We start from the raw sequence: 25831 nt of genomic DNA, 5'->3' as shown, positions 1-25831 counted from the left end.
CGATGGGCATCCGTTCGCTGGGGTATCTGCGGATCGAGGCCACCGACGTCGAGGCGTGGCGGGTGTTCGGCACCAAAGTCCTCGGCATGATCGAGGGCGACGGCCCGGACCCGGAGGCCGTCTACTTCCGGATGGACGACTTCCCGGCGCGGCTCGTGATCGTGCCCGGCGAGGCCGACCGCCTCGCCCAGACCGGCTGGGAAGCCGCCAACGAGGCCGAGGTGCGCGAGGTGGCGCGGAACCTGGAGGCCGCCGGCGTGTCCTGCAAGGAGGGCGACGCCGCCGACCTCGCCGACCGCCGCGTCAACGGGCTGATCCGCTTCGAAGATCCCTCCGGCAACACCCAGGAGGTCTTCCACGGCGCCGAACTCCGGCACCGCCGCGTGGTGAGCCCCTACGGGCACCGGTTCGTCACCGAGGAGCAGGGGCTCGGGCACGTGGTGCTGTCCACCCACGACGACGCGGCGGCACTGCACTTCTACCGCGACGTGCTGGGATTCCGGCTGCGCGACTCGATGCGGTTGCCCCCGGAACTGGTGGGCAGGCCGTCCGACGGCGACCCGGCGTGGCTGCGCTTCTTCGGCTGCAACCCGCGCCACCACAGCCTCGCGTTCATGCCGATGCCCACGCCCAGCGGCATCGTGCACCTCATGGTCGAAGTCGCCGACGTAGACGACGTGGGCCTCACCCTGGACCGCGCGCACCGGCGGAAGGTGCCGATGTCGGCGACGCTCGGCAGGCACGTCAACGACCTGATGCTGTCGTTCTACATGAAGACCCCCGGCGGTTTCGACGTCGAGTTCGGCTGCGAAGGCAGGCAGGTCGAGGACGAGGACTGGATCGCGCGGGAGAGCACCGCCGTCAGCCTCTGGGGCCACGACTTCAGCATCGGCACGCAGGGGTGAAGTGACTTTGCAGAACGGCTTGCGTAGCGGGTCGCTCAGCGGAACCTCAGCGGCTTCCTCGCTGCGGGAGCCATTTCTCATGCATGTCCGATGCGCAGCGAAATGGCTGTCCTCGCGAGGAAGCCGCTGAGAACCCGCCGGTGGTCGCTTTGCTCCAGCTGGTCGCTGCTCAGCGGCTTCGCCGCTGACAAGATCGGAAGATCGTTGTGGGAGGGCTCGGGCATGGCTGGAAACATCGAGGTGGTTGGGGAAGCCGGGCCGAGTGGGCTTGATCAGGCTAGTTTTCGGCGGGTGCTCGGGCGGTTCTGCACGGGGGTCACCGTGGTGGCGGGGATGGACGGGGAGCGGCCGGTCGGGTTCACCTGCCAGTCGTTCGCCGCGTTGTCGCTGGAGCCGCCGCTGGTGCTGTTCTGCCCCGGCCGTACCTCGCGGACGTGGCCGCTGCTGGCGGAATCCGGGCGGTTCTGCGTGAACGTGCTGGCCGACCGCCAGGAAGCGGTGAGCACCGCGTTCGGCCGCGGCGGCGTCGACAAGTTCGCCGAGGTCGGCTGGCACCCCGGCCCGTCGGGTTCGCCCGTGCTCGACGACGTCCTCGCCTGGGCGGACTGCACGGTCGAAGCGGTCCACGAAGCAGGCGACCACTACGTCGTGATCGGCCGCGTGCAGGCACTCGGGGAGGGCGGCGCCCGGAACCCCCTGCTGTTCTACCGGGGCGCCTACGCGGGCGTCCGAGCCGAAGCGGGACCGCTGGACGCCCTCCTGGCCTGGCCAGGACAGGACGACTGGCTCTGAGAAGTCCTTGCGGAGTGGTCCGCGTAGCGGGCCCGGCGGCGGAACTTCCCCGAAGTTCCCGCCCGGGATTCATCGGCCTTCCTTCTCCCCTACGAAAATTTACGGTATACAACAGGTATGCCGAAGAGTCATGATTATGCCGCGACGGTGACCTGGACCGGCAACACCGGATCTGGCACGACCTCCTTCCGGGACTTCAGCCGCGACCACGTGGTGGAGGTCGCGGGCAAGCCGCGGGTGGAGGCATCGGCTGACGCGGCGTTCCTCGGCGATCCGGCCCGCCTCAACCCCGAGGACCTGCTGGTGGCCTCGCTGTCGGAATGCCACCTGCTCACGTACTTGGCGCTGTGCTCGAACTCGGGCGTGGTGGTGCTGAGCTACCGGGACGAGGTGCGCGGCGTCATGGCCGAGACCCCCGGAGGCGGAGGCCGGTTCACCGAAGTGGTGCTCCGCCCCGAGGTGGTCGTGGCCGAGGAGTCGATGTTCGCGAAGGCCGAGCGGTTGCACGAGCGAGCGCATCGCGACTGCTTCATCGCGAACTCCGTCAACTTCCCGGTGCGCCACGAGCCGCAGATCACCGTCGGGAGCTGAGGCGTGCACCGCGACCGGGGCGATCTGAAGATCGAGCCCCGAGGCGCCGGCGAGCTCCGTGCCGATCGGCCACGGCCCAGCCGGTCCCGGTTCCCGATGAATCGTGAACGTCCTCGTGCGGTGCGGAGATGAGCACCCGGCTGGCCGCGTACGCGGTGTGCGCGGACGACGGGCGAGTGCTGCTCGTCCGCTGCGCGGAACCGAACGGCGAGCACACCTGGAGCCTTCCGGGCGGCGGGGTCGAGCACGGCGAGGACCCGTTCGACGCGGTGGTCCGGGAAGTGGCGGAGGAGACGGGCTACGACGCGGTGGCCGAAAGCCTGCTCGGCGTCGGTTCGCGGGTGATCCCCGCGGCCGAGCGCTGGGTTCCCGGCCAGGAACCGCACCAGAACGTCGGCGTCTTCTACCGGGTCCGCATCACCGGGGCGAGCCGCGGCCGGAGCCGAACGGGGCGACGAGCGAGCCGGTGTGGACACCGGTCCCGGACGTCGTCCGCCTCCGGCGCTCCTCCCTGGTGGACGTCGGCCTCGCCCTGGTGCGGACCGCACCGGCGACCGGCCACGTCGATCCCGTCCCCGTCGGCGGCCTGGTCCAGCACTGAGCCGGTCGGTTCCCGCCGTCACCGCAGCTCGTGCTTGAGGACCTTGCCGCTGGGGTTGCGGGGCAGGGCGGGGCGGAACTCGACGTGGCGGGGGAGCTTGTAGTTCGCGAGGTGCTCGCGGCAGAACGTCAGGACGTCGTGCTCGGTGAGGTCGTGTCCGGAGCGCGCGACCACGTAGACCTTGCCGACTTCGCCGAGCCGGTCGTCGGCGACGCCGACCACGGCGGTCTCCGCGACCCCGTCGAGCCGGGCGAGCGCCTGCTCCACCTCCGCCGGGTACACGTTGAAACCGCCGCAGATGTACATGTCCTTAAGGCGGTCGGTGATGGTGAGCCCGCCGCGGGCGTCCACGCGGCCGACGTCGCCGGTGTGCAGCCAGCCGTCCGCGTCGATGGCGGCGGCGGTCTGCCTCGGGTCGTCGCGGTAGCCCAGCATGGTGTTCGGGCCGCGCAGCAGGACCTCACCGGCCTGGCCGGTCGGAACGGGGCGGCCGTCGGCGTCGGCGATGCGCAGCTCGAACCCGGCCGTGGGCCTGCCGCAGGTGTTCGCGACGGTCTCGTCGTCATCGTCGGGCCGGCACATGGTGGCGACGACGGCCTCGGTCAGCCCGTAGGCGGTGAGGACCGTGGAGAAGCTCAGCTCCCGCTGCATCCGCTCGATCAGCACCACCGGCACCGACGCCGCTCCGGTCACCGCGAGCCGCAGGCTGGAGAGGTCGTGCCCGGCGCGCGCCGGTTCGTCCAAGATGGACCGGTAGATGGTCGGGGCGCCGGGCAGCACGGTGATCCGCTCCCGCTGCACCAGGTCGAGCACCCCGCGGGTGTCGAACACCGGCATCGGCACGATCGTCGCACCGCGCAGCAGGCAGACCAGGATTCCCGCCTTGTAGCCGAAGCTGTGGAAGAACGGGTTCACCACGAGGTAGCGGTCCGCGGCGTCCACGTCGCCGTGGCAGGCCCACGCCTCGGCGACCGCGAGCACCTGCCGGTGCGCGCTGAGCACGCCCTTGCTGCGCCCCGTCGTGCCGGAGGTGTAGAGCATGTCGCTGAGGTCGGTGCCGCGCACGCTCGCGGCCACCTCGGACACCCGCTGGGCGGGCACGGATCTCGCACGCTCACCGACGTCCGCCCAGTCCGTGCAGCCGGGCACCGGTGGTTCGGTGGTCTCCACCGGCAGCCGCAGCACGGTGTGCAGCGCGGGCAGTCCGGGGATCGGCCCGCCTGAGCCGGATTCGCCGGAGAACCCGCCACCTGGGCCGTTCTCGCCCCGTTCCACCGCATCGGCGGAACCACCGCGCAGTTCCGCCGACCGATCGCGACCCAGGAACATGCCCGCCACGACCAGCGCGCTCGCCGAGCTCCGCTCCAGCACCTCGCGCGTCTCCACGGCGGTGAACCGGGTGTTGATCGGGACCAGCACCGCGCCGACGTGCAGCGCGGCCAGCGCGGCGATGACCCAGTGGTGGGTGTTGGGGGAGTTCACGGCGACCCGATCGCCCGGCCGGACGTCCTCGGCGAGCAGGAACCGGGCCAGTTCGCGCACCCGTTCGCGCAGCTCCCGGTAGGTCAGCCGCACCTCGTGCCCGCCCGAGTGGTCCACCACCGCCTCGCCGTCGCCGAACGACTCGGCCGCGCGGTCCAGCGCGGCGGGCACCGTGTCCGGAACTTGCGAGACGCCGCTCATGAGCTCAGATCCGTTCGATGATCGTCCCGGTGGACAGCGCGCCGCCCGCGCACATCGTGATCAGCGCGGTCGTGGCGTCCCGGCGTTCCAGCTCGTGCAGCGCGCTGGTGATCAGGCGGGCGCCGGTGCTGCCGACCGGATGCCCCAGCGCGATGGCGCCGCCGTTGACGTTGACCCGGTCCCAGTCGGGGCGGTGCACGTCGGCCCAGGACAGCACGACCGAGGCGAACGCCTCGTTCACCTCGAACAGGTCGATGTCGCCGATCTTCATCCCGCTGCGTTCGAGTACCCGGCTGGTGGCCTGAACGGGGCCGTCCAAGTGGTAGTAGGGCTCGGCGCCGACCAGGCATTGGGCGACGATCCGGGCGCGCGGGCGCAGGCCCAGTGCCTCGGCCCGGTCGGCGTCGGCCAGCAGCACTCCCGCGGCGCCGTCGGAGATCTGCGAGGCGGTGCCCGCGGTGTGCGATCCGCCCTCCAGCACGGGTTTGAGCGCGGCCAGCGCCTGCTCGCTGGTGTCGCGCAAGCCCTGGTCGCGGGTGACGAGGGTCGTCTCGCCGGTGGCGGCACCGTCGCCGTCGAGCACGGGTGCGCGGGTCTGCACGATCTCGCGGGCGAACCTGCCGTCGTCCCACGCGGCGCGGGCGCGCTGCTGCGAACGCACCCCGAACCGGTCGATGTCGGCGCGGCTCAACCCGCGGCGCGCGGCGATGCGGTCCGCGGCCAGGTACTGGTTCGGCATGTCGACGTCCCAGGAATCGGGCCTGGGGCGACCCGCCTCGGAGCCGACGTTGGCGCCCAGCGGCACTCGGCTCATCGCCTCCACGCCGCAGGCCATGCCGAAGTCGATGGCGCCGGTGCTGATCAGGCCCGCGATCAGGTGGGTGGCCTGCTGCGCCGAGCCGCACTGCGCGTCGATCGTCGTGCAGCCCGCCTGCTCCGGTAGTCCGGCGTGCAGCCAGGCGGTGCGGGTGAGGTTGCCCGCCTGCGCCCCGGCCTGCGTGACGCAGCCGCCGATGACCTGCTCGACGAGTTCGGGCGCCAAGCCGGTGCGATCCAGCAGGCCGCGTTGCGCGGCTCCGAGCACTTCCGCCGGGTGTAGGCCGGACAGCCAGCCCCGGCGCTTGCCGATCGGAGTGCGCGCAGCGTCCACGATCACCGGATTGCCCACGGTCGTCTCCCATCAGAGCGGACAGCCTGAAGGCAAATGTAGAACGTGTTCTCGTGCTCGGCAAGGGCTTGGGGGCGGCCTTGGCGGAGTCCTCGGAGCAAGTCGCTGTCACCGCCTGAATGGAGGACAGGTGCCCGGTTACTGGGGTTTACTTCTTGGAATGGCTGTGGTTCGGTTCACATAGAACACGTTCTCTTTCTTGATCTCGTGGCTCCGTGCGGACCGCAGGAGGTTGCCGTGGTCTCCCCCCACATCCCGGCCGGCTTCGACTTCACCGACCCCGACCTCTACGCCGAGCGATTGCCGATGCAGGAGTTCGCGGAACTCCGGCGCACCGCTCCGGTGTGGTGGAACCCGCTGCCGCGTGGCAAAGCCGGGTACGACGACGAGGGCTACTGGGTGGTGAGCAAGCACGCCGACGTCAAGGAGATCTCCCGTCGCAGCGAGGTGTTCTCCTCCCGGGAGAACACCGCGATCACCCGGTTCAACGAGGAGATGAACCGCGAGCAGATCGAGATGCAGCGGTTGATCCTGCTCAACATGGACCCGCCCGAGCACACCAAGCTGCGCAGCATCGTGTCCCGCGGGTTCACGCCGCGCGCCATCAACGGCCTCAGCGAGGCGCTCAACGAACGGGCCGAACGCATCGTGTCGGAGGCCGTCGCCGGTGGGACCGGCGACTTCGTCACCGACGTGGCCTGCGAACTGCCGCTGCAGGCCATCGCGGAGCTGCTGGGCATCCCGCAGGAGCACCGCAAGGACATCTTCGACTGGTCCAACCAGATGATCGCCTACGACGACCCGGAATACCAGATCGATCCGACCACGGCCGCGACCGAACTGCTCGGCTACAGCATGAACATGGCCGAGCAGCGCCGCGGTTGTCCGATGGACGACATCGTGACGAAGCTGGTGAACGCCGACGTCGACGGGCACAAGCTCAACGACGACGAGTTCGGCTTCTTCGTGCTGCTGCTGGCCGTCGCGGGCAACGAGACCACCCGCAACGCGATCACCCACGGCATGCAGGCGCTGCTGGAACACCCCGAGCAGTGGGAGCTGTTCAAGGCCGAGCGCCCGGCCACCACCGCCGACGAGATCGTGCGGTGGGCGACGCCGGTGATGTCGTTCCAGCGCACCGCGCTCGCCGACGTCGAACTGCGAGGTGTGCCGATCAAGCAGGGCGACCGGGTGGCGATGTTCTACAGCTCGGCGAACTTCGACCCCGAGGTCTTCGACTCACCGGAGCGCTTCGACGTCACCCGCGACCCGAACCCGCACGTCGGCTTCGGCGGCACCGGGGCGCACTACTGCCTGGGCGCGAACCTGGCGCGGCTGGAGATCGACCTGATCTTCCGGGCCATCGCGGAGCAGATGCCCGGCATCAAGAAGGCCGCCGAACCGCGCCGGCTGCGCTCCGGCTGGCTCAACGGGATCAAGGAGTTCCAAGTCCGCTACAGATGAGCCGCGCGGTCCAGGTGAGCGCTCCCTCCCCGGTGGAGGGAGCGCTCACCTGTCCACGACCGCGGTGGCCTCCACCTCGACGAGCATGTCCGGCTCGGCGAGGGTGGCGACGCCGATGCCCGTGAACGGCGGTAGCGGGGCGGTGCCGAGCTTCGCGGTGGCGCGGGCCACTCCCTCCACGAACATCGGGAACTTGTCGGGGGTCCAGTCGACGAGGTAGGCGGTCAGCTTCGCCACGTCGTCGAACGTCGCTCCGGCCGCCTCCAGCGCGGCGCCGATGTTGAGGTAGCACTGCTCGACCTGGGCGGTGAAATCGCCCTCGCCGACCCGGCCGCCGTCGGCGTCGCGGGCGACCTGGCCGGCGATGAAGACCAGCTTCGATCCGGTGGCGACCGAGACCTGCCGGTAGAGGTCGACCTTCGGCAACCCGTCCGGGTTCACCAGGCTGATGGCCATGCTGCGTGCCTCCTCGTGCCGAGCCCGCGGGCTCGTTCGGACCGGAAGGTCCGGTCTCTTGTGGTTACTCGGAAACCATAGGAGAGTGTGCGATGACGAGGAAGAACGCACTTTTCAGTGACCGAGGAACCACATGGTGACCAAGCAGCTCAAGGGCACGCCCGAGGACGCGGATCTGACGCGCGCGGACTCGCTGGCGCGGGAGATCTTCTCCGACATCGCCAACAAGTGGGCGTTGTTGATCATCGACGCGCTGGGGGAGCGGACCCTGCGCTTCACCGAACTGCGCGCGGAGATCGAGGGCATCAGCCACAAGATGCTCACCCAGAACCTGCGCATGCTGGAGCGCAACGGCCTGGTCGAGCGGACCGTGCACCCGACCGTGCCGCCGCGGGTCGAGTACGCCCTCAACGAACCGGGCCGCGACCTGCGCAAGACGGTCCACTGGATGTGCGACTGGACGCACGAGCACTTCCACCACATCGAGGGATCCCGCCGGAAGTTCGACGGCTGAGGAGCGTTCGGAGCGGCTTGACCGCGGGTCGAGCGAGGCCACCTCGCCGCCTGCCTTCGAATACGCGGGCTGCATCTGCCGTCCACGTCTTGTCAGCGGCGAAGCCGCTGAGCAGTGACCACCAAAACAAGCCGACCACCGGCGGGTTCTCAGTTGCTTCCTCGCGAGGACGGCTTTTTCCCTCGTGGCGGAGCCACTTGGGAAGAAGATCCCGCAGCGAGGAAGAAACTGAGGTTCCGCTACCTGGACGCCTGCGCACCAGGAGCGGAAAGGTTTCAGGGCGTGTGCAGCGTCGCCATGGCGCGGTCGAACTCCCAGAAGGCGCGCATGGACACGAGCCTGCCGTGTTCGTCCACCCGGTAGACGAACACGCCTTCGGCGTCCATGACGGAGCCGTCGGGCAGGTGGGTGCGGATGAAGCCGGTGTTGGCCACCTCGTCCCCGGCGGCGAACGAGTCGAGGACGTGGAACACCAGGCGCTCAGCGGTGGAGATCACCGCATCCCAGAAGGCCTCGATCCCCTCCCGGCCGTGGTGCCCGAGCCCGGTGGGGTCCAGCGGCGATTCGCCCACCGGGTCCTGGATCACGGCGTCCGGGGCGAACAGCGCGAGCCACTCCTGCTTGGCCCCGCGCACCACGGCGTCCATCGAGGCGCGAGCCGCCCGGCGGGCCGGGTGCTCGGCGTTGATGGCTTTCCAGACGACGTCGGCGTGCATGGGCACCTCTCGGTTCCGTGGCCGCGGCGCCGCGGCCCCATCTGGCGTGGTCGCGGCTCAGAACTTGCGGATGACGTCGTCGGCGAAGCGGGCGAGGGATTCCTTCTTGACCTCGACGTCCGCGTCGAAGCCGTGGCCCTCCAGGACCCACGGCACCACGATGGCGTCGGTGACCCCGGCTTCGGCCTGCTCCCGGTAGCCGTCCAGGCCGAACTTGTCGATGCACACCGCCTGGATCTCGAACGGTTCGTCGGCGCGGCCGTGCTCGGCGCGCAGCTCGGCGAGGCGGTCGATGGTGCCGCGCAGCTCGCCGAGCCGCATCATCGCCGAGGACCAGCCGTCGCCGCGCAGCGCGGCCCGGCGCAGCGCCCGCTCGGTGTGCCCGCCGATGTAGATCTGCACCCTGCTGCCGGGCGCGGGGGAGACGCGCAGGCGGTCGAAGTCGAAGAACTCGCCGTGGTGCTCGACCATGCCGCCGCCGAGGATCAGCCGCAGCACCTCGATCGCCTCGTCGACCCGCGGTCCGCGCCGCTCGAACGGCGCACCGCACCACTCGAACTCCTCCGGCGTCCAGCCGATGCCGATGCCGAGTCCGAAGCGGTCGCCGGTGAGCGCGGCCACCGAGGCGACCTGCCGGGACAGCAGCACCGGGTTGCGCGGGCCGAGCTTGAGCACGGACGTGTAGAACCGGATCCGCTCGGTCACCGCGCCCATCGCCGCCGCCGCGACCAGCGGGTCCGTCCACGGGGTCTCCTCGGTCCACATCCGCTTGCCGTCCGGCGTGTACGGGTAGTCGGCGGCGACGTCCTCGGAGTAGAACAGGGAATCCGGCAGCGCGATGGCGGAGAAGCCGAGCTCCTCGGCCGTCCGCGCGAGCTCGGTGAGCTGGTCCAGCGGGCACATGGCCACCGACAGCGTGAACTTCATCAGCGCACCCCCGGCCGCTCAGAACCGACGACCCACATCGAGAAGTACTGCGAGCCGCCGCCGTAGGCGTGCCCGAGCGCGGTGCGCGCGCCGTCCACCTGGTGGTCCCCCGCGCGTTCCATCACTTGCATCGCCGCCTCCGCGAAGCGCAACATGCCGGAGGCGCCGATCGGGTTCGACGACAGCACTCCTCCGGACGGGTTGATCGGCAGCCGCCCGCCGATGGCGGTCTCGCCTGCCTCGGTCAGCCGCCAGCCGGAGCCCTCGTCGGTGAACCCCAGGTTCTCCAGCCACATCGGCTCGAACCAGGAGAACGGCACGTAGATCTCCGCGACGTCGATCTCGGCCAGCGGATCGGTGATCCCGGCCTGCTTCCACAGCGCCGCCGCCGCGTCCCGGCCCGCTTGCGGGTTCACCTGGTCCCGCCCGGCGAACGTGGTGGGCTCGGTGCGCATCGCGGTCGCGTGGATCCACGCCACCGGTCGCGCCGCGGCCCGAGCGGCGGTCTCGTCGCCGAGCACGATGGCGCAGGCACCGTCCGACGACGGGCACGTCTCGTCGTAGCGGATCGGATCCCACAGCATCTGCGAGGCCAGCACGGACTCCACGGTCAAGTCCGACTGGCGCACGTGCGCCCACGGGTTCTTGCTGCCGTTGAGCCGGTCCTTCACCGCGACCATCGCCCCGATGTGCTCGGGGGCACCGGAGCGCCGGATGTAGGAGCGCACGTGCGGGGCGAAGTAGCCGCCCGCGCCGGCGCCCACCGGCATGCTGAACGGCGGCATGATCGACAGCGCCCACATCGCGTTCGACTCGGACTGCTTCTCGAACGAGACCGCGAGCACCCGCCGGTGCACCCCGCCCTGCACCAGGCTCGCCGCCACGTTCGAGGTCGACCCGCCGACGGAGCCCGCCGTGTGCACCCGGAGCAGTGGTTTCCCGTTGGCACCCAAGGCGTCCGCGAGCATCAGCTCCGGCATCATGACGCCCTCGAACAGGTCCGGTGCCTTGCCGACGACGACGGCGTCCACGTCCGCCCAGCCGACCCCGGCGTCGGCCATCGCCCGGTCGACCGCTTCGCGGCACAGCCCGGCCATCGACACGTCGGTGCGGCGGCTGGCGTGCCGGGTCTGACCGGTTCCGAGCACCGCGGCGATCTGCTTGCCCATCAGCCCTCCATCACGCACACGAGATTCTGCTGCAGCGCCGGGCCGCTGGTGGCGTGCGCGAGCACCTTGCCCGCCTCGCCCGACCACACCCGGCAGGCCGCCTCGCCGATCCGGGACAACCCGGCCGCGAACATCGGATTTCCGCACAGCGCGCCACCGGACGGGTTGATCCGCACCGAGTCGTCCAGCCCGATCGCCGCGCGCAGCAGGAGCTCCTGGTGGCTGAACGGGGCGTGCAGCTCCGCGACCTCGACGCCCACCGCGCCCGCGGCCCGGGAAGCGTCCGAAGTGGATGGTGACGCGGTGAGATCGCGCCCGCCCAGCTGCGCCGACTCCACGCGGTGCTCCAGGCCGGTGATCCACGCCGGTCGTTCGCGCAGCTCGCGGGCTCGGTCCGAGCTCGCCAGCAGCACCGCGGAGGCGCCGTCGGTGATGGGGGCGCAGTCGTGCGCCCGCAGCGGATCCGCCACGTAGGGCCGGTCCAGCAGATCGGCGACCCGCACCTCGCCGGACACCTGGGCGCTCGGGTTGTGCCGCGCGTCGGCCCGCGAACGGGCCGCGACCCGCGCCATCTGCTCTTCGCCGAACAGCCCGGACTCCAGCCCCAGTCGAGCCTGCAATCCCGCCACGGCCACCGAATCCGGCCACAAGGGGGCCACGAAGTACGGATCGAGCTGCATCGCCAGCGTCCGGCGCAGCTCGCCCGCCGAGGACTTGCCGAAGCCGTACACCAGCGCCGTGTCGACCTCACCGGTGCGGATCTTCACCCACGCCTCGTAGAGCGCCCAGGCCGCGTCCATCTCCACGTGCGACTCGTTGATCGGCGGGAACGCGCCGATCGCGTCGATCGCCGCGATGAACGAGAACGCCCGCCCGGCCAGGTAGTCCGACGAGCCGGAGCACCAGAACCCGATGTCCCCCTTGGACAGCCCGGTGCCGTCGAGCAGTTCCTCGAAGACCGGCACCAGCATCTCGACGCCGTTCGTGGTGCCGCGGGTGGCGCGGACGTTCGGCGCCTGGGCGAACCCGACGACGGCGACATCGCTCTCGGTCATTCTCGCGCTCCCTCACGATGTTCGGGTTTCCAGCGGGCTCGCGCGCTCACAGGTGGTGGGCGTAGGACTCGTACGGCGCGTCGGGCTCGCCCGTCGGGGTGAAGTGGTCGATGTTCTGCAACGTCGAGTCCCACTCCGCACGCGGTTTCCACTCGGCTCGCACCCGCATCCCCATCCGGACGTCTTCGGCGGCGCAGCCGAGCACCAGGTGCAGGAACGCGATGTCGGCGCCGTCGAGCAGCACGTAGGCCGCGACGTAAGGCGGCTTGATGCGCTGGCCGAGGAACGGGACGTTCACGATGCAGAAGGTGGTCACGATCCCGGTGTCGGGCAGTTCCACCTCTTCTTCGGTGGGCACGCCGTCGGTGGGGCAGGCGCCGCGCGGCGGGATGTAGACCTTGGCGCAGGCCGGGCAGCGCTGGCCCAGCAACCTGCCCTCGGCGAGTCCGCGCAGGTAGCGGCTCTCCTCGGGGGAGGCGGAATGCTGGTAGTGCAAGTGGATCGGCGTGGTCAGGGTGGTGACCGGCTCGTCCGCATCGGCCGGTGCGGACGGCTGCGGCGGGGCGTCGCCGTCGGCCGGGTCGAAGCAGGCGATGTCGCGGATGCCGCCGACCGGCTCCGCCGCCCACCTGGCGCGCACCCGCATCCCGGTGCGCATCCGGTCGGCCGATCCGGCGTCGACGGCGTGCAGCAGCGGGGTGTCGGCGCCGTCCAGCCGGATCAGCGCCCAACCGAACGCGTGCTCCAGCGGCTGGCCCTCCAAGGGCTGCGGAGCCCACGACCAGCTCAGCACGGTGCCGTCGGAGCCGACGTCCACCAGCTCGGCGAGGGGTTCGAAGGTGTCCGGGTCGTACTCGACGGCGGGGACGTGCACTCGGCCGTCCGAGCCGCGCACTCCGGTGATCCGCCGCTGCCGGAGCGCGGTGGCGAAGCGGCCGAGCACTGATCCCAGGGAACGGGTGTAGTCGAAACCGACTTCCAGCGGTGCGCTGAGCGGTTCGGAGGTCTCAGTCACGCGGATAAGTGAAACATGTTCTCGCCAAGGCGGCAATGTTCGGCGCAGGATGGGAGGCCCCGCGGCCCGCCCGGCCGCGACCGGAGGCGAGGAGGTTCGTCGTGCGGATCGGTCTGCAACTCGGGTACTGGGGAGCGGCTCCCCCGGACGGCGCCGGAGAGCTCGTCGCCGAAGCCGAAAACGCGGGGTTCGACGGGGTTTTCGCCGCGGAGTCCTGGGGTTCCGACGCGTTCACCCCGCTCGCCTGGTGGGGGGCCGGCACCAGCCGGGTCCGGCTGGGGACCTCGGTGGCGCAGCTGTCCGCGCGCTCGCCCGCCTCCTGCGCGATGCACGCGCTGACGCTCGACCACCTCTCCGGCGGGCGGTGCGTGCTCGGGCTCGGCGTCTCCGGGCCGCAGGTGGTGGAGGGCTGGTACGGGGCGCCGTTCGGAAAACCGCTGGCGCGCACCAGGGAATACGTCTCGATCGTGCGCCAAGTGCTCGCCCGCGAACGGCCCGTGCGCAACGACGGGCCGCACTACCCGCTGCCGGCGACCGGTCCGGGGGCGCTCGGGCTGGGCAAGCCGCTGCGGCCGATCACCCACCCGCTGCGGGCCGGCCTGCCGATCTGGCTCGGGGCCGAAGGGCCGCGCAACGTCGCGCAGACCGCGGAGATCGCCGACGGCTGGATCGCCGTGTACTTCTCGCCGCGCGTCGCGCCGCTCTACGAGCAGTGGCTGGCGGACGGTTTCGCCCGGCCCGGCGCTCGCCGCGACCGGGCGGAGTTCGAAGTCGCCGCCACCTGCCCGGTCGTGGTCACCGACGACCCGGTCGCGGAGAAGGCCAAGGTCAAGCCCTCGCTGGCGCTCTACATCGGCGGCATGGGGGCGGCCAAGATGAACTTCCACGCCGACCTGTTCCGGCGGATGGGATATCCCGAGGCGGTCGACGAGATCACCGCGCACTTCCTGGCCGGTCGGCGCGAGGAGGCCGTCGCGGCGGTGCCGGACGAGCTGGTCGACGACGTCTCAATCATCGGTGACCGCGGGCAGGTGCGCGCCGGAGTGTGGGCCTGGCGCGAGGCCGGAGTGGACACCCTGCTCGTCGGCTGCCGGGACGTCGCGCAACTGCGCGCCGTGGCCGATGCGGTGCTCGGTGCCGAGGACGAGTCCTTGCCGTCTGGGTGAAACACGTTCTAGCTTGGAGGTACTACCAGCACCTGGGAACAGGAGTGCGCCGTGACCGCAATCGGACTGTGGAAGATCGCAGCGGAACAACCCGGCCGCAAGGCCCTGGTCACCCCGGGCGGCGAGGAGATCGGGTACGGGCGGCTGGCCGCCGACGCCGACCGGATCGGCCGCGGATTGCAGGAGATGGGCCTGGAGCCCGGCGACAGCATCGTGCTGATGCTGCCCAACGGCGCCGACCTGCTCGCGGCGTACTTCGCGGCGATGCAGACCGGGCTCTACGTGGTCACGGTGAACTGGCACCTGGTCGGCGCGGAGGTCGCCTACATCGTCGAGGACAGCGGGGCGAAGGCGTTCCTGGCGCACGAGCGCTTCGCCGGTGCCGCGACCGGAGCGGCGGAACTGGCCGGACTGCCGGGTGATCGGTGCTTCGCGGTGGGGGAGGTGCCGGGCTTCCGCGCACTGGCCGAACTCGGCGCGGACGAGCCGGTCGCGCGGCCGGACGTTCGCACCGCGGGCTCGCCGATGCTCTACACCTCCGGTACGACGGGTCGCCCGAAGGGCGTCCGGCGCGCGCTCACCGGCGCGGATCCCGACGAGGTTCCCGTGCGGTCGCAGGGTTTCTTCGGCATCTTCGGGATCCAGGCCTTCGACGAGCACGTGCACCTGTGCGGGTCGCCGCTGTACCACACGGCGGTGCTGAACTTCGTGAGCATCTCCATCCAGCTGGGCCATCCGGCGGTGCTGATGGACCGGTGGGACCCGGAGCGGATGCTGGAGCTGATCCAGCGCCACCGCGTCACCCACACCCACATGGTGCCGACGCAGTTCCACCGGCTGCTCGCGCTGCCGGACGAGGTGCGCGACCGCTACGACGTCTCGTCGCTGCGCGCCGCGATCCACGGTGCCGCGCCTTGCCCGATCGAGGTGAAGCGGCGGATGCTCGACTGGTGGGGGCCGGTGGTGATCGAGTACTACGCGGCGACCGAGGGCGGCGGGACCGTGATCCCCGCGCAGGAGTGGCTGCGCAAACCGGGGTCGGTCGGGCAGGCGTGGCCCGGCTCGGTGGTGCGGGTGCTCGACGACGGCGGCGCGGAGCTGCCGCCGGGCGAGATCGGCACGGTCTACATGCGGATGGGCACGTCCCGGTTCGAGTACCACCAGGATCCGGAGAAGACCCGCAGCGCCCGGGTCGGCGACCTGTTCACCCTCGGCGACGTGGGCTACCTGGACGAGGACGGGTACCTGTTCCTGCGGGACCGCAAGAGCGACATGATCATTTCCGGTGGGGTCAACATCTATCCGGCAGAGATCGAGAACGTGTTATCGATTCACCCGAAAGTCGCGGACATCGCGGTGTTCGGAATTCCGCACCAGGATTGGGGCGAACAGGTCCAGGCGGTCGTCCAGCCGGCCGCGGGCTGCTCCGGTGGTGACGAGCTGGCGGCGGAACTGCTCGAGTTCGCCACCGAGAAGCTGGCGAAGTTCAAGCTCCCGCGCGGCATCGACTTCACCGAGCAACTGCCGCGAGACCCGAACGGCAAGCTGTACAAGCGGAAGCTCAAGGAGCAGTACACCTGAAGGCGTCGCGCTGAGCGGGCCGTTCGATCCGCTGCCGGATCGAACGGCCCGCTCGGGGCGAGCGGTGCTCACTCGCCGCGGAAGTCGGGGTCGCGCTTCTCGGCGAACGCGCGAGGCCCTTCCTTGGCGTCCGCGCTGCGGAAGACCTCCAGGCCCAGCCGGGTGTCCACCTGGAACGCCGCGTCCTCCGGCATGCCCTCGGTCTCGCGCATGGTCCGCAGGATGGCCCGGACCGCGAGCGGTCCGTTGGCGGCCACGGTCTCGGCGAGCTCCAGCGCGGTGCTCAGCGCTTCGCCGTCGGGCACGACCCGGCCGATGAGCCCGATCTCCTTGGCCTCCTCGGCGGTGAGGTGCCTGCCGGTCAGCAGGATCTCGGCGGCGAGGGTGTAGGGGATCTGGCGCGGCAGGCGCACCGCCGAGCCGCCCAGCGGGAACAGGCCCCACCGGCATTCCGAGACGCCGAAGCGCGCGCCGCGCCCGGCGACGCGGATGTCGGTGGCCTGCAGGATCTCGGTGCCGCCGGCGACGGCGGGACCTTCGACGGCGGCGATCAGCGGTTTCGTCAGCCTGCGGCCCTTCAGCAGTGGTTCGATCACCGACAGGTCGCGGCCTTCGGTGGTGTCGCCGGGGTGGCTGGTGGTCATCGCCTTGAGGTCGGCGCCCGCGCAGAACGCGCCGCCCGCGCCGGTCAGCACGCAGGCGCGGATGTCGTCGTCCTCGTCGACCTGGTCCCAGGCCTCCCGCATGATCGACATCATTTCGGCGGACAGCGCGTTGCGCTTGGCCGGTCGGTTCAGGGTCACGACCAGCACCTGCCCGTGCCGTTCCACCAGGCAGTCCGGTTCCTCGGTGGCCTGGGCGGGCGGGTGCGCCGGTGTTGCGGACATGGGTTCCTCCCGGGAGGTCGTGCGGGGCGACGTGACCGCCCGTGTGCGGGCTCGTTGGGGATGGCAGGCCGGTGCCGGCGGCTCGTCGGCGCGGCATGGTCCGAACCCGTGCCGCATTCCGGGGAATTCCGGGAATCAGGGCGGTTTCTGAACCGATCGGCCCGTTGCCTCGGACGATAACATGTTCTAGTTTCGATCGGGTGGCACACAACATCGCGGATCTTTTCGAGCACGCCGTCGACCTGACACCCGAGCGCGTCGCCGTGATCTGCGGCGAGGACCGGGTCACCTTCGCCGAACTGGAACGCCGATCGAACCGGCTCGCGCACCACTGGGCCCAGCGGGGGCTCGGCCGGGGCTCGCACATCGGTGTGCACACCCGCAACCGCATCGAAGCGCTGGAGGCGATGCTCGCCGCCTACAAGCTGCGCGCGGTCGCGGTCAACATCAACTACCGCTACGTCGCGGAGGAACTCCGCTACATCTACGCGGACGCGGACCTGGCCGCGCTGGTGCACGAACGCCGCTACGGCGACCGGGTCGCGGAGGCGCTGCCGCCGGGCCTGCGCAGCGTGCTGGTCCTCGACGACGGCAGCGACCAGGACTGCACCGCCCACGGCGGCACCGCCTACGAAGCCGCGCTGGCGGACTCCTCGCCCGAGCGGGACTTCCCGGCGCGGTCCGACGACGACCTGTTCCTGCTCTACACCGGCGGTACGACGGGCAACCCGAAGGGCGTGATGTGGCGCCACGAGGACGTCTGGCGCACGCTCGGCGGCGGCATCGACTTCATGACCGGTGAGCCGATGGCCGACGAGTGGCAGCAGGCCCGCGACGGCGCCGCCAGCGGCGGCCTGGTGCGATTACCGGCGGCCCCGTTCATCCACGGCGCCGCGCAGTGGGCCGCGTTCGGCAACCTGTTCGCGTGCAGCACCGTGGTCATCCTCCCGGAGTTCGACGCGCACGAGACCTGGCGGGCCATCGAGGACCACGGGGTCAACGTCCTCGCCATCACCGGCGACGCCATGGCCCGCCCGCTGATCGAGGCGCTCCACGAGGGCTCCTACGACGTGTCCTCGCTGGTGGCGATCTCCAGCAGCGCCGCGCTGTTCTCGCCGTCGGTGCAGGAGCAGTACCTGGAGGCGCTGCCGAACGTGGTGCTCACCGACTCCATCGGCAGTTCCGAGACGGGGTTCAGCGGCATCGGCGTGCTCAGCAAGGGCGGTGCGCGCACGGGGGGTCCCCGGGTGAAGGCGGACTCGGCCACCGCGATCATCGGCCCGGACGGGCGGCTGCTCGCGACGGACTCCGGCGAAGTGGGGCTGCTGGCCCGTTCCGGGCACGTGCCGCTCGGCTACTACAAGGACCCGGACAAGTCCGGCTCGGTGTTCGTGGAGATCGACGGCGTCCGCTACGTCGTGCCCGGCGACTACGCGCGCTACGAGTCCGACGGCACGGTCACGATGCTGGGCCGCGGCTCGATGTCGGTGAACACCGGCGGCGAGAAGGTCTACCCCGAAGAGGTCGAGGGCGTGCTCAAAGCGCACCCCGACGTGTTCGACGCGCTGGTGTTCGGCGTCCCCGACGAACGGCTCGGGCAGTGCGTCGCCGCGGTCGTGCAGACCAGGGACGGCACCGAACCGGCCTGGTCCGAGCTGGAAGCGCACGCGCGCAAGCGGATCGCAGGCTACAAGGTGCCCCGCAAGCTGTGGCTGGCCGCGAAGGTGCGCCGGTCGCCGAGCGGCAAGCCGGACTACCGCTGGGCCTGCACGCACGCCGAGCAGCACGAACCGGACGCCGTGAAGCACTCGGGCACCGCCGCGGTGGCCGACGCAGCCGAAAGGAAGCCCTGATGCGCACTGCCCTCTGCGACCGGCTCGGCATCGAGCACCCGATCGTCGGGTTCACCCCGTCCGAGCACGTCGCGGCGGCGATCAGCCGCGCGGGCGGGTTGGGCGTGCTCGGCTGCGTGCGGTTCAACGACGCCGCCGAGCTCGACGCGGTGCTGGACTGGATGGACGAGAACACCGGCGGGCGGCCCTACGGCGTCGACGTGGTGATGCCCTCGACGGTGCCCGCCGAAGCGGCCGACGTGGACTTGGAGGCGATGATTCCCGATGAGCACCGGGAATTCGTGCGCCGCACGCTGACCGCGCTCGGCGTGCCGGAGCTCCCCGACGACGAGAGCAAGGGCGACGCGGTGCTGGGCTGGCTGCACTCGGTCGCCCGCTCGCACGTGGACGTGGCGCTCAAGCACCCCGTGAAGCTGATCGCGAACGCGCTCGGATCGCCGCCGCCCGACGTGATCGGACGTGCTCACGAGCACGGCGTGCTCGTCGCGGCGCTGGCGGGCAAGGCCGAGCACGCCCGCAGGCACGTCGACGAGGGCGTCGACATCGTGGTGGCGCAGGGACACGAGGCGGGCGGGCACACCGGCGAGATCGCCACGATGGTGCTCGTGCCGGAGATCGTGGACGCCGTCGGCGAGGAGGTTCCGGTGCTGGCCGCGGGCGGCATCGGCTCCGGGCGGCAGGTCGCGGCGGCACTGGCGCTCGGGGCGAGCGGGGCCTGGATGGGCTCGTACTGGCTGGCCACCAAGGAGTACGCGATGACGCTGGGGGAGTCGGCGATGCAGCGGGCGCTGCTGGCGGCCGGCTCCAGCGACACGGTGCGCACCCGCATCTACACCGGGAAACCGGCGCGGCTGCTCAAGACCCGCTGGACCGACGCGTGGAGCGAGCAGGACGCCCCGTCGCCGCTGCCGATGCCGCTGCAGAACATCCTGGTCAGCGAGGCGCACCAGCGGATTATGCGGTCCGACGACCCCGAGGTGGTGTCCATGCCGGTCGGCCAGATCGTCGGACGCATGAACGCCGTGCGCGGCGTCGACGACGTGATGCGCAGCCTGCTGCGCGAAGCCGGCGAGACGTTCACCAGGCTCGACGGGATTCGCTGACCGCTCGCCGGAGGCTCCGCGGTCGTCGAGGGGTGGTCGCGGAGCCTCCGGCGTGCAGCGGCGACGTCTCTGATCAGCTCAACGCGGTGTCGAGCTCGACGGCTCGTTCCGGGGGCAGCGGTTCGAAGACCGGGTCGGGGCCGGGGCGCCACCAGACCGCGTCGGGGCAGTTCCAGCGCTGTGCGGCCAGTTCGCGCTTGAGGACCTTGTGCGTCTCGGTGCGCGGCAGGTCGGCGGCGAACCGGACGAACCGGGGCAGCTGCTTGGGGCCCAGGTCCGCTTGCGCGGCGAGGAAGCCACCGAGGTCGAGCGGGTCGTCGCCGGCGGGCACGATCGCGGCCATCACCTGATCGCCGATGCCGGGATCCGGCACGGCGTACACGGCGGCCTGCGCGATTCCGGGGTGCCGCAACAGGATCCGCTCGATCGGCGCGGTCCCCAGGTTCTCCCCGTCCACCCGCAGCCAGTCGTCGGAGCGGCCCACGAAGTAGCAGAAACCGTCACCGTCCAGGTAAGCGAGGTCACCGCTCCAGTACATCCCGCCGCGCATCCGCCACTTGTCGGCCTCAGGCGCCTGGTAGTACCCGGCGAACGCTCCCGCGCCGGTGGTGTTGACGAGTTCGCCGATCGCCTCGTCCGGGTTCGTGACCCGCCCGTCCCGGTCGAAGGACGCGGGCGGGCAGCGGCGCCCCGTCACCGGGTGCAGCACGTGGACACCCGGACCGGGCCTGCCCAGCGAACCCGGCGGCGCTTCCGGGCTGCGCGCGACGGTCACACCGCCCTCGGTGGACCCGAAGCCGTCCACCACCTGGCAGCCGAACCGCTCCGCGAACCGCGCGAGGTCGCGCTCGGCGCCCTCGTTGCCGTACACGACCTTCAGCGGGTTGTCCGCGTCGTCCGGCCGGGGCGGGGTGGCGAGGATGAAGGAGAGCGGCTTGCCGACGTAGTTCGCGTACGTCGCGCCGAAGCGGCGCGCGTCGTCGAGGAAGCCGGAGGCGGAGAAGCGCCGCCGCAACGCCACCGCCGCACCCGCCGCCAGACCCACCGCCCAGCCCGCGAACAGCGCGTTCGAGTGGAACAGCGGCATCGACACGTAGACGCCGTCGCTCCCGCCGAGCTCGAACCGGTCGGCCAGCATCCGGCCGGGGAAGGCGACCTTGCCGTGCGTGCAGCGGACGGCTTTCGGGTCGCCACCGGTGCCCGAGGTGAACAGCAGCGCCAGCAGGTCGTCGGGACCGGCCGCGACCGGCCGGAGCGGGGCGTCCCGGTGCGCCGACAGCAGCCGCGACCACTTCGGGGTGTCGATCAGGTGCACGTTCCCGTTCGCCGCGCCGAGGTCGGCCTCCGCGAGCAGGCCTGCGTAGCGCCGTTCGGTGAGCACCAGGCGGCAGTCCGCGATCCGGACGTCGCGGGCCAACGCCTCGCCGCGCCGCCCGGTGTTGAGCCCCACCAGCACCGCCCCGGACAGCGCCGCCGCACCCAGCAGGAACGAGAAGTCGGGAACGTTGTCCAGCAGCACACCGACGTGCCACGGGCCGCCTTCGCCGCGCAGGGAACGCAGGACGGCGGCGTGGTCGGCGCAGCGCTGGACGTGCTCCGCCCAGGTCCACTCCCGGTGTTCGAAGCGCAAGCCCGGACGTTCGTCGTCGGCGCGGGCGAGCAGGAGATCGGTGACGGTGGGCGTCGGCTCGAGCATGGCTGGCCTCCCGGGTCGCTGCTGCGTGGGTGATCGGGTGGCGGGATCCCAAGCGGCCCCCTCGCTGCGGGATCGATTTCTCGAGTGGCTCCGCCACGGGAGAAATCGCCGTACCCGCGAGGGAACCGCTGAGATCCCGCGGCGGTGCCGGTTGCTCCGGGGGGCGCTGCTCAGCGGCTCCGCCGCTGACCAGACGAAGATCACGAGCCGGGTGGGGCAGGACGCTCGATGGGCGGCGTCAGTCCAGGAGGGTGCCGTCGTCGGCCAGTGCCGTGCCGATGCGGTGCAGTTGAGCAGTGGCGCCGCCGAGGGCGAACTCGCGGCGCTTGGCCGCGACGAAGTAGCGGTGCAGGTGGTGTTCGAGGTCGATTCCCACGCCGCCGTGCACGTGGACCGCGGTGTGGGCGACGCGGTGCCCGGCTTCGGCCGCCCAGAACTTCGCGGTCGCCACCTCGGCGTCGCAGCGCAGGCCCTCCGCCGCGCGCCAGGCGGCCTGCCACATCGTCAGCCGGACCGCTTCGACGTCGATGTAGGCGTCCGCGAGCCGCTGCGACACGGCCTGGAAGGTGCCGATCGGGCGGTCGAACTGGGTGCGTTCGCCCGCGTACTCGGCGGTCAGCTCCAACGCCCGCTCCAGCACCCCGAGCTGCTCCGCGCACAACCCCAGCGTGCCGCGGGCTTCGAGCCAATCCGCGACGTCGGCGGCCTCGTCCCCGCCGAGCAGCCGGTCGTCGTCCAAGCCGACCCCGCTCAGCTCCAGCCACGCTTCGCTGTCGCCGTCGACGATTTGCTGGCGCCGCACCGCCACGCCGCCGTCGTCGGCCGCCACGACGAACACCCGCCGTCCGTGCGGAGTCGACGCCGGTACCAGGAAGAAGTCCGCCACCGCACCGGCGGGGACGGCCACCTTCACCCCGTTGACGCGCCACTTCGCGCCATCCCGTTCGGCGGTGGTGGACGGAGCGGCGGGTGCGGGATCGGCGCCTTCGGCGAACGCCGCGGTCAGCACGATCTCGCCGTCCCCTGCCGGGCGCGCCCACCGCTCGTGCTGGCGCGCGTCCCCGAACCGGACCACCGCGGAGGCCCCCGTCACCAACGACGGCAGGTACGGCACCGGCGTGACCGCCCTGCCGAGTTCGACCAGCACGGCGCACTGCTCCGGCAGCCCGCAGCCACCGCCGCCGAGCGCTTCCGGCAACGCGGCGTCGAGCACCCCGGCCTTGCCGAGTTCCGTCCACAGCGCGCGGTCGAACCGGTCCGGGCCGGATTCCACGTCGCGCAACCGGTCGGCGGTGACGTGGTCGGTCACGATGTCGCGGGTCAGCTCCGCCAGGTCGTGCTGTCCCTCGGTCGGTGCGAAATCCATCGTGGAACTCCTCGTGCAGACGGCGCCCGGACTCGGGCAGGGGCGGACGGCGGGTCCGGATCAGCTGCGGGACCGGGGCAGCCCGAGGCCGACGGTGGAGACGATGTCGCGCTGCACCTCGTTGGCGCCGCCGCCGAAGGTGAGGATCAGCGCCGAGCGGTGCATCCGCTCGATCCGGCCGCGCAGCGCGGCGCCGGGCGAACCGGCGCGGACGTGCCCCGCGGGGCCCAGCACTTCCATCAGCAGCCGGTACGCCTCGGTGGCCAGTTCGGTGCCGTAGACCTTGGTCGCCGAGGCCGCGGCGGGCGCGGGTTCGCGCTCGGCGGTCCAGGCGATCTTCCAGTTCATCAGCTTGAGCACTTCAGCGCCCGCGTGCACGCGCGCGAGGTGGGTGCGGACCCACTCCTGGTCGAGCACGCGGCGGCCGTCGGGAAGTTCGGTCTCCCGCGCCCAGTCCCGGACTCCCGCCAGCGCGGAGGTGATCGGCGCCGCCGAGGTCAGCGCGACCCGCTCGTGGTTGAGCTGGTTGGTGATCAGCGGCCAGCCCGCGTTCTCCTCGCCCACCAGCGCCGTGGCCGGCACCCGCACGTCCTCGTAGTAGGTGGCGCTGGTAGTCGGCCCGGCGACGGTGCGCACCGGCGTCCAGGAGAAGCCCGGCGCGTCGGTCGGCACGACCAGCACGCTAAGCCCCTTGTGCTTGCGGGCGTCCGGATCCGTGCGGCAGGCGAGCCAGATGTAGTCGGCGTACTGCACCAGGCTGGTCCACATCTTCTGGCCGTTGATCACGTACTCGCCGCTGTCGCGGACCGCGGTGGTGCGCAGCGCGGCGAGGTCGGTGCCGGCTTCCGGTTCGGAGTACCCGATGGCGAAGTGGATCTCCCCGGCGGCGATGCCGGGCAGGTACTGGGCCCGCTGCTCGGGGGTGCCGTAGCGCATGATCGTGGGCGCGATGCTGTTGAGCGTCAGGAACGGCACCGGAACTCCGGCGATCGCGGCCTCGTCGGTGAAGATGAGCTGCTCCAGCATCGTGCGGCCGTCGCCGCCGTGCTCCCGGGGCCAGCCGAGCGTCAGCCAGCCGTCGGTCCCCAGCTGCCGCACGATCCGCTTGTACGCGTCGCCGTCGCCGTAGTCACCGCCGGTGGTCAGCTCCGCGCGGAGCTCCTCGGTCATCAGCCCCGCGAAGTAGTCGCGCAGCTCTTGGCGCAGCCGTTGCTGACCGGACGTGAAGCCGATGTGCATGTGGCCTCCTGGCGGGTGTCGTCCTGCCCGGACTTGTGTAACAAGTTCCACCGACCATAAACCGGCCTGTGGCGGTTGGTCGACCTCTGCTCGGGGTCATCTTTTCCGCCGAAGGCGCGGTCTGGTGCGTTAATGTGGAACTTGTTCTACATCATGATTCGCTGATTGCCACGGGTTCGGCGGGTGGTGGCCCTGGGTTGCGGAAGCGGTTCAGCCGGGTGATCCCCGGATGGAGCAGTGCATCCGGCGGGGCTGGCTCGTTGCTCTGCTGAGGACCGCCGCGCGCCGAGCACCCGAGGGCCCGAGTTCCACGAGTGCGGAGGAAGCGATGGAGATCGGCGTGCGACCCGAACTGTGCGAGGCCAACGGCGTGTGCGTCGGGCTGGCCCCGGGGGTCTTCGAGCTGGACGAGGACGAACAGCTGCAGATCCGCCGTCCGATCCCGGACGGGGCGGTAGAACGTGTTACGAAAGCGGTCCAGCTTTGTCCGAAGGGTGCGCTTTTCATCGCAGGAAACGACCCGGACTCTGAGTCTTGAAGAAAACGGGAACGCGTTCTACTGTGTGTCGCACGTAACAGTCGCCCTGTGCGGCGGCCTCGGACTCGGTGAGGAGACAGGCCGGTGAAGGCAGCGGTGCTCAAGCAGATCGGCGATGACGAGCTCGACGTCCGGACGGACGCCGCGGTGGTGGCGCCGGGCCCGGACGAAGTGCACGTCCGGATTCGCGCGGCGGGGATCTGCCACAGCGATGTGTCCGCCATGAACGGAACCCTGCCCGCGCTGGCCCCCGGAGTGATGGGTCACGAAGGCGCAGGCGAAGTCCTGGCGGTGGGGGAGCAGGTCACCGACCTCGCACCCGGTGATCACGTCACCATCACCTTCGTGCCGCCCTGCGGGAAATGCCGGGAATGCCTGCACGGGCAGGCCCACCTGTGCGCGGTGCACACCATCGCCGCGTTCACCTCCCCGCGGTTCGAAGTGGGCGCGGAACCCACCTTCGGCTTCGCGGGCTGCGGCACGTTCGCCGAAGAACTGGTGCTGCCGCGCGACGGAGCGATCAAGATCGACCCGGACGTGCCGTTCGAGGTGGGCGCGCTGCTGGGCTGCGGAGTGCTCACCGGCGTCGGCGCGGTGCTGAACACGGCCCAGGTCGAACCCGGGTCCACCGTGGCCGTCATCGGTTGCGGCGGCGTCGGGATCTCGGTGATCCAGGGCGCCCGGCTGGCCGGCGCGACCGAGATCGTGGCGGTCGACCCCGCGACGCAGAAGCACGACGCGGCGAAGCGCTTCGGCGCGACGCACGCCACGACCCCCGACGGGTTCGAGGAGCTCAAGCAGGAACTCACCGGTGGCGCCGGATTCGACTACGCCATCGAAGTCGTCGGGCTGGCGGGCACCATCCGCTCCGCCTACGACGCCACCCGGCGCGGTGGCACCGTCGTCATCGTCGGCGCGGGCGGCGAAGACCAGAAGGTCGAATTCACGGCGCAGGAGCTGTTCATCAACGAACGCAAGATCCTGCCGTCGTTCTACGGCTCGGCCGACCCGCGCCGGGACATCGACCGGATGCTGCGGTTCTGGCGTGCCGGGCGCCTCGACCTCGAAGGCATGATCAGCAGACGCCTCGCGCTCTCCGACATCAACGACGGCTTGGCGGCGCTGCAAGGCGGGGATGCTGCCCTGGTCCGCCAAATCGTCACTTTCGACTAGATCTCCTTCTCGGCGCGGTCTGCGTAGCGGGGCGAGCAGCGGAACCTCAGCGGCTTCCTCGCTGCGGGATCAATTTCTCAAGTGGCTCCGCCACGAGAGAAATTGCTGTCCTCGCGAGGAAGCCGCTGAGAACCCGCCGGTGGTCGTTCTGCTCAGGTGGTCGCTGCTCGGCG

The 25831-nt window shown here is 71.0% G+C and carries 24 protein-coding genes; 12 read left to right on the top strand and 12 right to left on the bottom strand.

All coding sequences use genetic code 11. The features are described 5' to 3' along the window. Window positions 1–2 precede the first annotated feature (2 nt). From hsaC to OOZ19_RS09300, 4 genes are all read left to right on the top strand, one after another. Window positions 3–905, top strand: a complete 903-nt coding sequence (gene hsaC, locus OOZ19_RS09315; RefSeq protein ID WP_266089641.1) for an iron-dependent extradiol dioxygenase HsaC — start codon at window positions 3–5, stop codon at window positions 903–905. 222 nt (window positions 906–1127) lie between these two features. Beyond that, on the top strand, window positions 1128–1697 hold the full coding sequence (gene hsaB, locus OOZ19_RS09310) for a 3-hydroxy-9,10-secoandrosta-1,3,5(10)-triene-9,17-dione monooxygenase reductase subunit (protein ID WP_266089640.1): 570 nt from the start codon (window positions 1128–1130) through the stop codon (window positions 1695–1697). Between the two features lie 117 nt (window positions 1698–1814). After that, complete coding sequence (locus OOZ19_RS09305) at window positions 1815–2288, top strand: OsmC family protein (RefSeq protein WP_266089639.1); 474 nt, start codon at window positions 1815–1817, stop codon at window positions 2286–2288. A gap of 128 nt (window positions 2289–2416) precedes the next feature. After that, entirely contained in the window at window positions 2417–2992 is a 576-nt protein-coding gene (locus OOZ19_RS09300; protein ID WP_266089638.1) for an NUDIX hydrolase, read from the top strand. Here OOZ19_RS09300 and OOZ19_RS09295 read toward each other — a convergent pair. Together OOZ19_RS09295 and OOZ19_RS09290 are read right to left on the bottom strand one after the other, a co-directional pair. Further along, complete coding sequence (locus OOZ19_RS09295) at window positions 2908–4572, bottom strand: AMP-binding protein (protein ID WP_266089637.1); 1665 nt, start codon at window positions 4570–4572, stop codon at window positions 2908–2910. The two genes, OOZ19_RS09300 and OOZ19_RS09295, sit on opposite strands and share 85 nt — an antisense overlap. A 4-nt stretch (window positions 4573–4576) precedes the next feature. Further along, complete coding sequence (locus OOZ19_RS09290; protein WP_266089636.1) at window positions 4577–5740, bottom strand: steroid 3-ketoacyl-CoA thiolase; 1164 nt, start codon at window positions 5738–5740, stop codon at window positions 4577–4579. A gap of 237 nt (window positions 5741–5977) precedes the next feature. On the opposite strand from OOZ19_RS09290, the gene OOZ19_RS09285 reads away from it, so the two are divergent. Then, window positions 5978–7204, top strand: a complete 1227-nt coding sequence (locus OOZ19_RS09285; protein WP_266089635.1) for a cytochrome P450 — start codon at window positions 5978–5980, stop codon at window positions 7202–7204. Between the two features lie 45 nt (window positions 7205–7249). On the opposite strand, the gene OOZ19_RS09280 is transcribed toward OOZ19_RS09285, so the two are convergent. Continuing rightward, window positions 7250–7660, bottom strand: a complete 411-nt coding sequence (locus tag OOZ19_RS09280; RefSeq protein ID WP_266089634.1) for a RidA family protein — start codon at window positions 7658–7660, stop codon at window positions 7250–7252. A 133-nt stretch (window positions 7661–7793) separates the two neighbouring features. Here OOZ19_RS09280 and OOZ19_RS09275 point away from each other — a divergent pair, with 133 nt between their 5' ends. Next, a complete protein-coding gene (locus tag OOZ19_RS09275) occupies window positions 7794–8174 on the top strand; it encodes a winged helix-turn-helix transcriptional regulator (RefSeq protein WP_266089633.1) in 381 nt (126 codons plus the stop codon). A 275-nt stretch (window positions 8175–8449) separates the two neighbouring features. Here OOZ19_RS09275 and OOZ19_RS09270 read toward each other — a convergent pair whose 3' ends face one another. From OOZ19_RS09270 to OOZ19_RS09250, 5 genes are read right to left on the bottom strand one after another with little or no spacing between them, the layout of a single operon-like run. Next, the gene (locus OOZ19_RS09270) at window positions 8450–8890 is read right to left on the bottom strand and encodes a nuclear transport factor 2 family protein (protein WP_266089632.1); all 441 of its coding nucleotides are present in this window, start codon (window positions 8888–8890) and stop codon (window positions 8450–8452) included. A gap of 57 nt (window positions 8891–8947) precedes the next feature. Then, the gene (locus OOZ19_RS09265; RefSeq protein WP_266089631.1) at window positions 8948–9817 is read right to left on the bottom strand and encodes a TIGR03619 family F420-dependent LLM class oxidoreductase; all 870 of its coding nucleotides are present in this window, start codon (window positions 9815–9817) and stop codon (window positions 8948–8950) included. Next, a complete protein-coding gene (locus OOZ19_RS09260) occupies window positions 9817–10986 on the bottom strand; it encodes a thiolase family protein (RefSeq protein WP_266089630.1) in 1170 nt (389 codons plus the stop codon). Before OOZ19_RS09260 ends, OOZ19_RS09265 begins: the two co-directional genes overlap by 1 nt. Continuing rightward, window positions 10986–12041: a thiolase family protein gene (locus OOZ19_RS09255; protein ID WP_266089629.1), complete on the bottom strand. Its 1056-nt coding sequence runs from the start codon at window positions 12039–12041 to the stop codon at window positions 10986–10988. The genes OOZ19_RS09260 and OOZ19_RS09255 overlap by 1 nt, the downstream gene beginning before the upstream one ends. 46 nt (window positions 12042–12087) lie before the next feature. Further along, window positions 12088–13062 (bottom strand): Zn-ribbon domain-containing OB-fold protein, encoded by a 975-nt coding sequence (locus OOZ19_RS09250; RefSeq protein ID WP_416309415.1) that lies wholly within the window; start codon window positions 13060–13062, stop codon window positions 12088–12090. A gap of 95 nt (window positions 13063–13157) precedes the next feature. Here OOZ19_RS09250 and OOZ19_RS09245 point away from each other — a divergent pair, with 95 nt between their 5' ends. After that, the gene (locus OOZ19_RS09245; protein ID WP_266089627.1) at window positions 13158–14222 is read left to right on the top strand and encodes an LLM class F420-dependent oxidoreductase; all 1065 of its coding nucleotides are present in this window, start codon (window positions 13158–13160) and stop codon (window positions 14220–14222) included. Between the two features lie 51 nt (window positions 14223–14273). Then, window positions 14274–15803 (top strand): acyl-CoA synthetase, encoded by a 1530-nt coding sequence (locus OOZ19_RS09240; protein ID WP_266089626.1) that lies wholly within the window; start codon window positions 14274–14276, stop codon window positions 15801–15803. 68 nt (window positions 15804–15871) lie between these two features. Here the strand turns inward: OOZ19_RS09240 and OOZ19_RS09235 are convergent, their stop codons facing one another. Continuing rightward, window positions 15872–16690, bottom strand: coding sequence for a crotonase/enoyl-CoA hydratase family protein (locus OOZ19_RS09235; protein WP_266089625.1), 819 nt, complete (start codon window positions 16688–16690; stop codon window positions 15872–15874). A 200-nt stretch (window positions 16691–16890) separates the two neighbouring features. On the opposite strand from OOZ19_RS09235, the gene OOZ19_RS09230 reads away from it, so the two are divergent. Together OOZ19_RS09230 and OOZ19_RS09225 are read left to right on the top strand one after the other, a co-directional pair. After that, entirely contained in the window at window positions 16891–18543 is a 1653-nt protein-coding gene (locus OOZ19_RS09230; protein WP_266089624.1) for an acyl-CoA synthetase, read from the top strand. Next, window positions 18543–19646 carry an NAD(P)H-dependent flavin oxidoreductase gene (locus OOZ19_RS09225; RefSeq protein WP_266089623.1) on the top strand — a complete coding sequence of 368 codons (1104 nt, stop codon included), beginning with the start codon at window positions 18543–18545 and terminating at the stop codon, window positions 19644–19646. Before OOZ19_RS09230 ends, OOZ19_RS09225 begins: the two co-directional genes overlap by 1 nt. Before the next feature lie 73 nt (window positions 19647–19719). Here OOZ19_RS09225 and OOZ19_RS09220 read toward each other — a convergent pair whose 3' ends face one another. The 3 genes from OOZ19_RS09220 to OOZ19_RS09210 all read right to left on the bottom strand — a co-directional run bounded on the left by OOZ19_RS09220 (window position 19720) and on the right by OOZ19_RS09210 (window position 23947). Then, window positions 19720–21342, bottom strand: a complete 1623-nt coding sequence (locus OOZ19_RS09220; protein WP_266089622.1) for a long-chain-fatty-acid--CoA ligase — start codon at window positions 21340–21342, stop codon at window positions 19720–19722. A 238-nt stretch (window positions 21343–21580) separates the two neighbouring features. After that, on the bottom strand, window positions 21581–22708 hold the full coding sequence (locus OOZ19_RS09215; protein ID WP_266089621.1) for an acyl-CoA dehydrogenase family protein: 1128 nt from the start codon (window positions 22706–22708) through the stop codon (window positions 21581–21583). A 60-nt stretch (window positions 22709–22768) separates the two neighbouring features. Beyond that, window positions 22769–23947, bottom strand: coding sequence for an acyl-CoA dehydrogenase family protein (locus OOZ19_RS09210; protein ID WP_266089620.1), 1179 nt, complete (start codon window positions 23945–23947; stop codon window positions 22769–22771). Between the two features lie 328 nt (window positions 23948–24275). Here OOZ19_RS09210 and OOZ19_RS09205 point away from each other — a divergent pair, with 328 nt between their 5' ends. Together OOZ19_RS09205 and OOZ19_RS09200 are read left to right on the top strand one after the other, a co-directional pair. Next, window positions 24276–24485, top strand: a complete 210-nt coding sequence (locus OOZ19_RS09205) for a ferredoxin (RefSeq protein ID WP_266089619.1) — start codon at window positions 24276–24278, stop codon at window positions 24483–24485. Window positions 24486–24569: 84 nt separating this feature from the next. Then, on the top strand, window positions 24570–25658 hold the full coding sequence (locus OOZ19_RS09200; RefSeq protein WP_266089618.1) for a Zn-dependent alcohol dehydrogenase: 1089 nt from the start codon (window positions 24570–24572) through the stop codon (window positions 25656–25658). Window positions 25659–25831 lie beyond the last annotated feature (173 nt).

Origin of the sequence: Saccharopolyspora sp. NFXS83 (genome assembly GCF_026241095.1) — a bacterium.
In the GTDB taxonomy this organism is placed as follows: domain Bacteria; phylum Actinomycetota; class Actinomycetes; order Mycobacteriales; family Pseudonocardiaceae; genus Saccharopolyspora_C.
This window is presented reverse-complemented; position numbering and strand designations above follow the sequence as displayed.

Excerpts from the sequence above, each read along its gene's own strand:
- hsaC (WP_266089641.1), top strand. The coding sequence starts at position 3 with ATGGGCATCCGTTCGCTGGGGTATCTGCGGATCGAGGCCACCGACGTC.
- hsaB (WP_266089640.1), top strand. The coding sequence starts at position 1,128 with ATGGCTGGAAACATCGAGGTGGTTGGGGAAGCCGGGCCGAGTGGGCTT.
- OOZ19_RS09305 (WP_266089639.1), top strand. The coding sequence starts at position 1,815 with ATGCCGAAGAGTCATGATTATGCCGCGACGGTGACCTGGACCGGCAAC.
- OOZ19_RS09300 (WP_266089638.1), top strand. The coding sequence starts at position 2,417 with ATGAGCACCCGGCTGGCCGCGTACGCGGTGTGCGCGGACGACGGGCGA.
- OOZ19_RS09295 (WP_266089637.1), bottom strand. The coding sequence starts at position 4,572 with ATGAGCGGCGTCTCGCAAGTTCCGGACACGGTGCCCGCCGCGCTGGAC.
- OOZ19_RS09280 (WP_266089634.1), bottom strand. The coding sequence starts at position 7,660 with ATGGCCATCAGCCTGGTGAACCCGGACGGGTTGCCGAAGGTCGACCTC.
- OOZ19_RS09275 (WP_266089633.1), top strand. The coding sequence starts at position 7,794 with ATGGTGACCAAGCAGCTCAAGGGCACGCCCGAGGACGCGGATCTGACG.
- OOZ19_RS09270 (WP_266089632.1), bottom strand. The coding sequence starts at position 8,890 with ATGCACGCCGACGTCGTCTGGAAAGCCATCAACGCCGAGCACCCGGCC.
- OOZ19_RS09265 (WP_266089631.1), bottom strand. The coding sequence starts at position 9,817 with ATGAAGTTCACGCTGTCGGTGGCCATGTGCCCGCTGGACCAGCTCACC.
- OOZ19_RS09260 (WP_266089630.1), bottom strand. The coding sequence starts at position 10,986 with ATGGGCAAGCAGATCGCCGCGGTGCTCGGAACCGGTCAGACCCGGCAC.
- OOZ19_RS09255 (WP_266089629.1), bottom strand. The coding sequence starts at position 12,041 with ATGACCGAGAGCGATGTCGCCGTCGTCGGGTTCGCCCAGGCGCCGAAC.
- OOZ19_RS09235 (WP_266089625.1), bottom strand. The coding sequence starts at position 16,690 with ATGTCCGCAACACCGGCGCACCCGCCCGCCCAGGCCACCGAGGAACCG.
- OOZ19_RS09225 (WP_266089623.1), top strand. The coding sequence starts at position 18,543 with ATGCGCACTGCCCTCTGCGACCGGCTCGGCATCGAGCACCCGATCGTC.
- OOZ19_RS09220 (WP_266089622.1), bottom strand. The coding sequence starts at position 21,342 with ATGCTCGAGCCGACGCCCACCGTCACCGATCTCCTGCTCGCCCGCGCC.
- OOZ19_RS09215 (WP_266089621.1), bottom strand. The coding sequence starts at position 22,708 with ATGGATTTCGCACCGACCGAGGGACAGCACGACCTGGCGGAGCTGACC.
- OOZ19_RS09210 (WP_266089620.1), bottom strand. The coding sequence starts at position 23,947 with ATGCACATCGGCTTCACGTCCGGTCAGCAACGGCTGCGCCAAGAGCTG.
- OOZ19_RS09205 (WP_266089619.1), top strand. The coding sequence starts at position 24,276 with ATGGAGATCGGCGTGCGACCCGAACTGTGCGAGGCCAACGGCGTGTGC.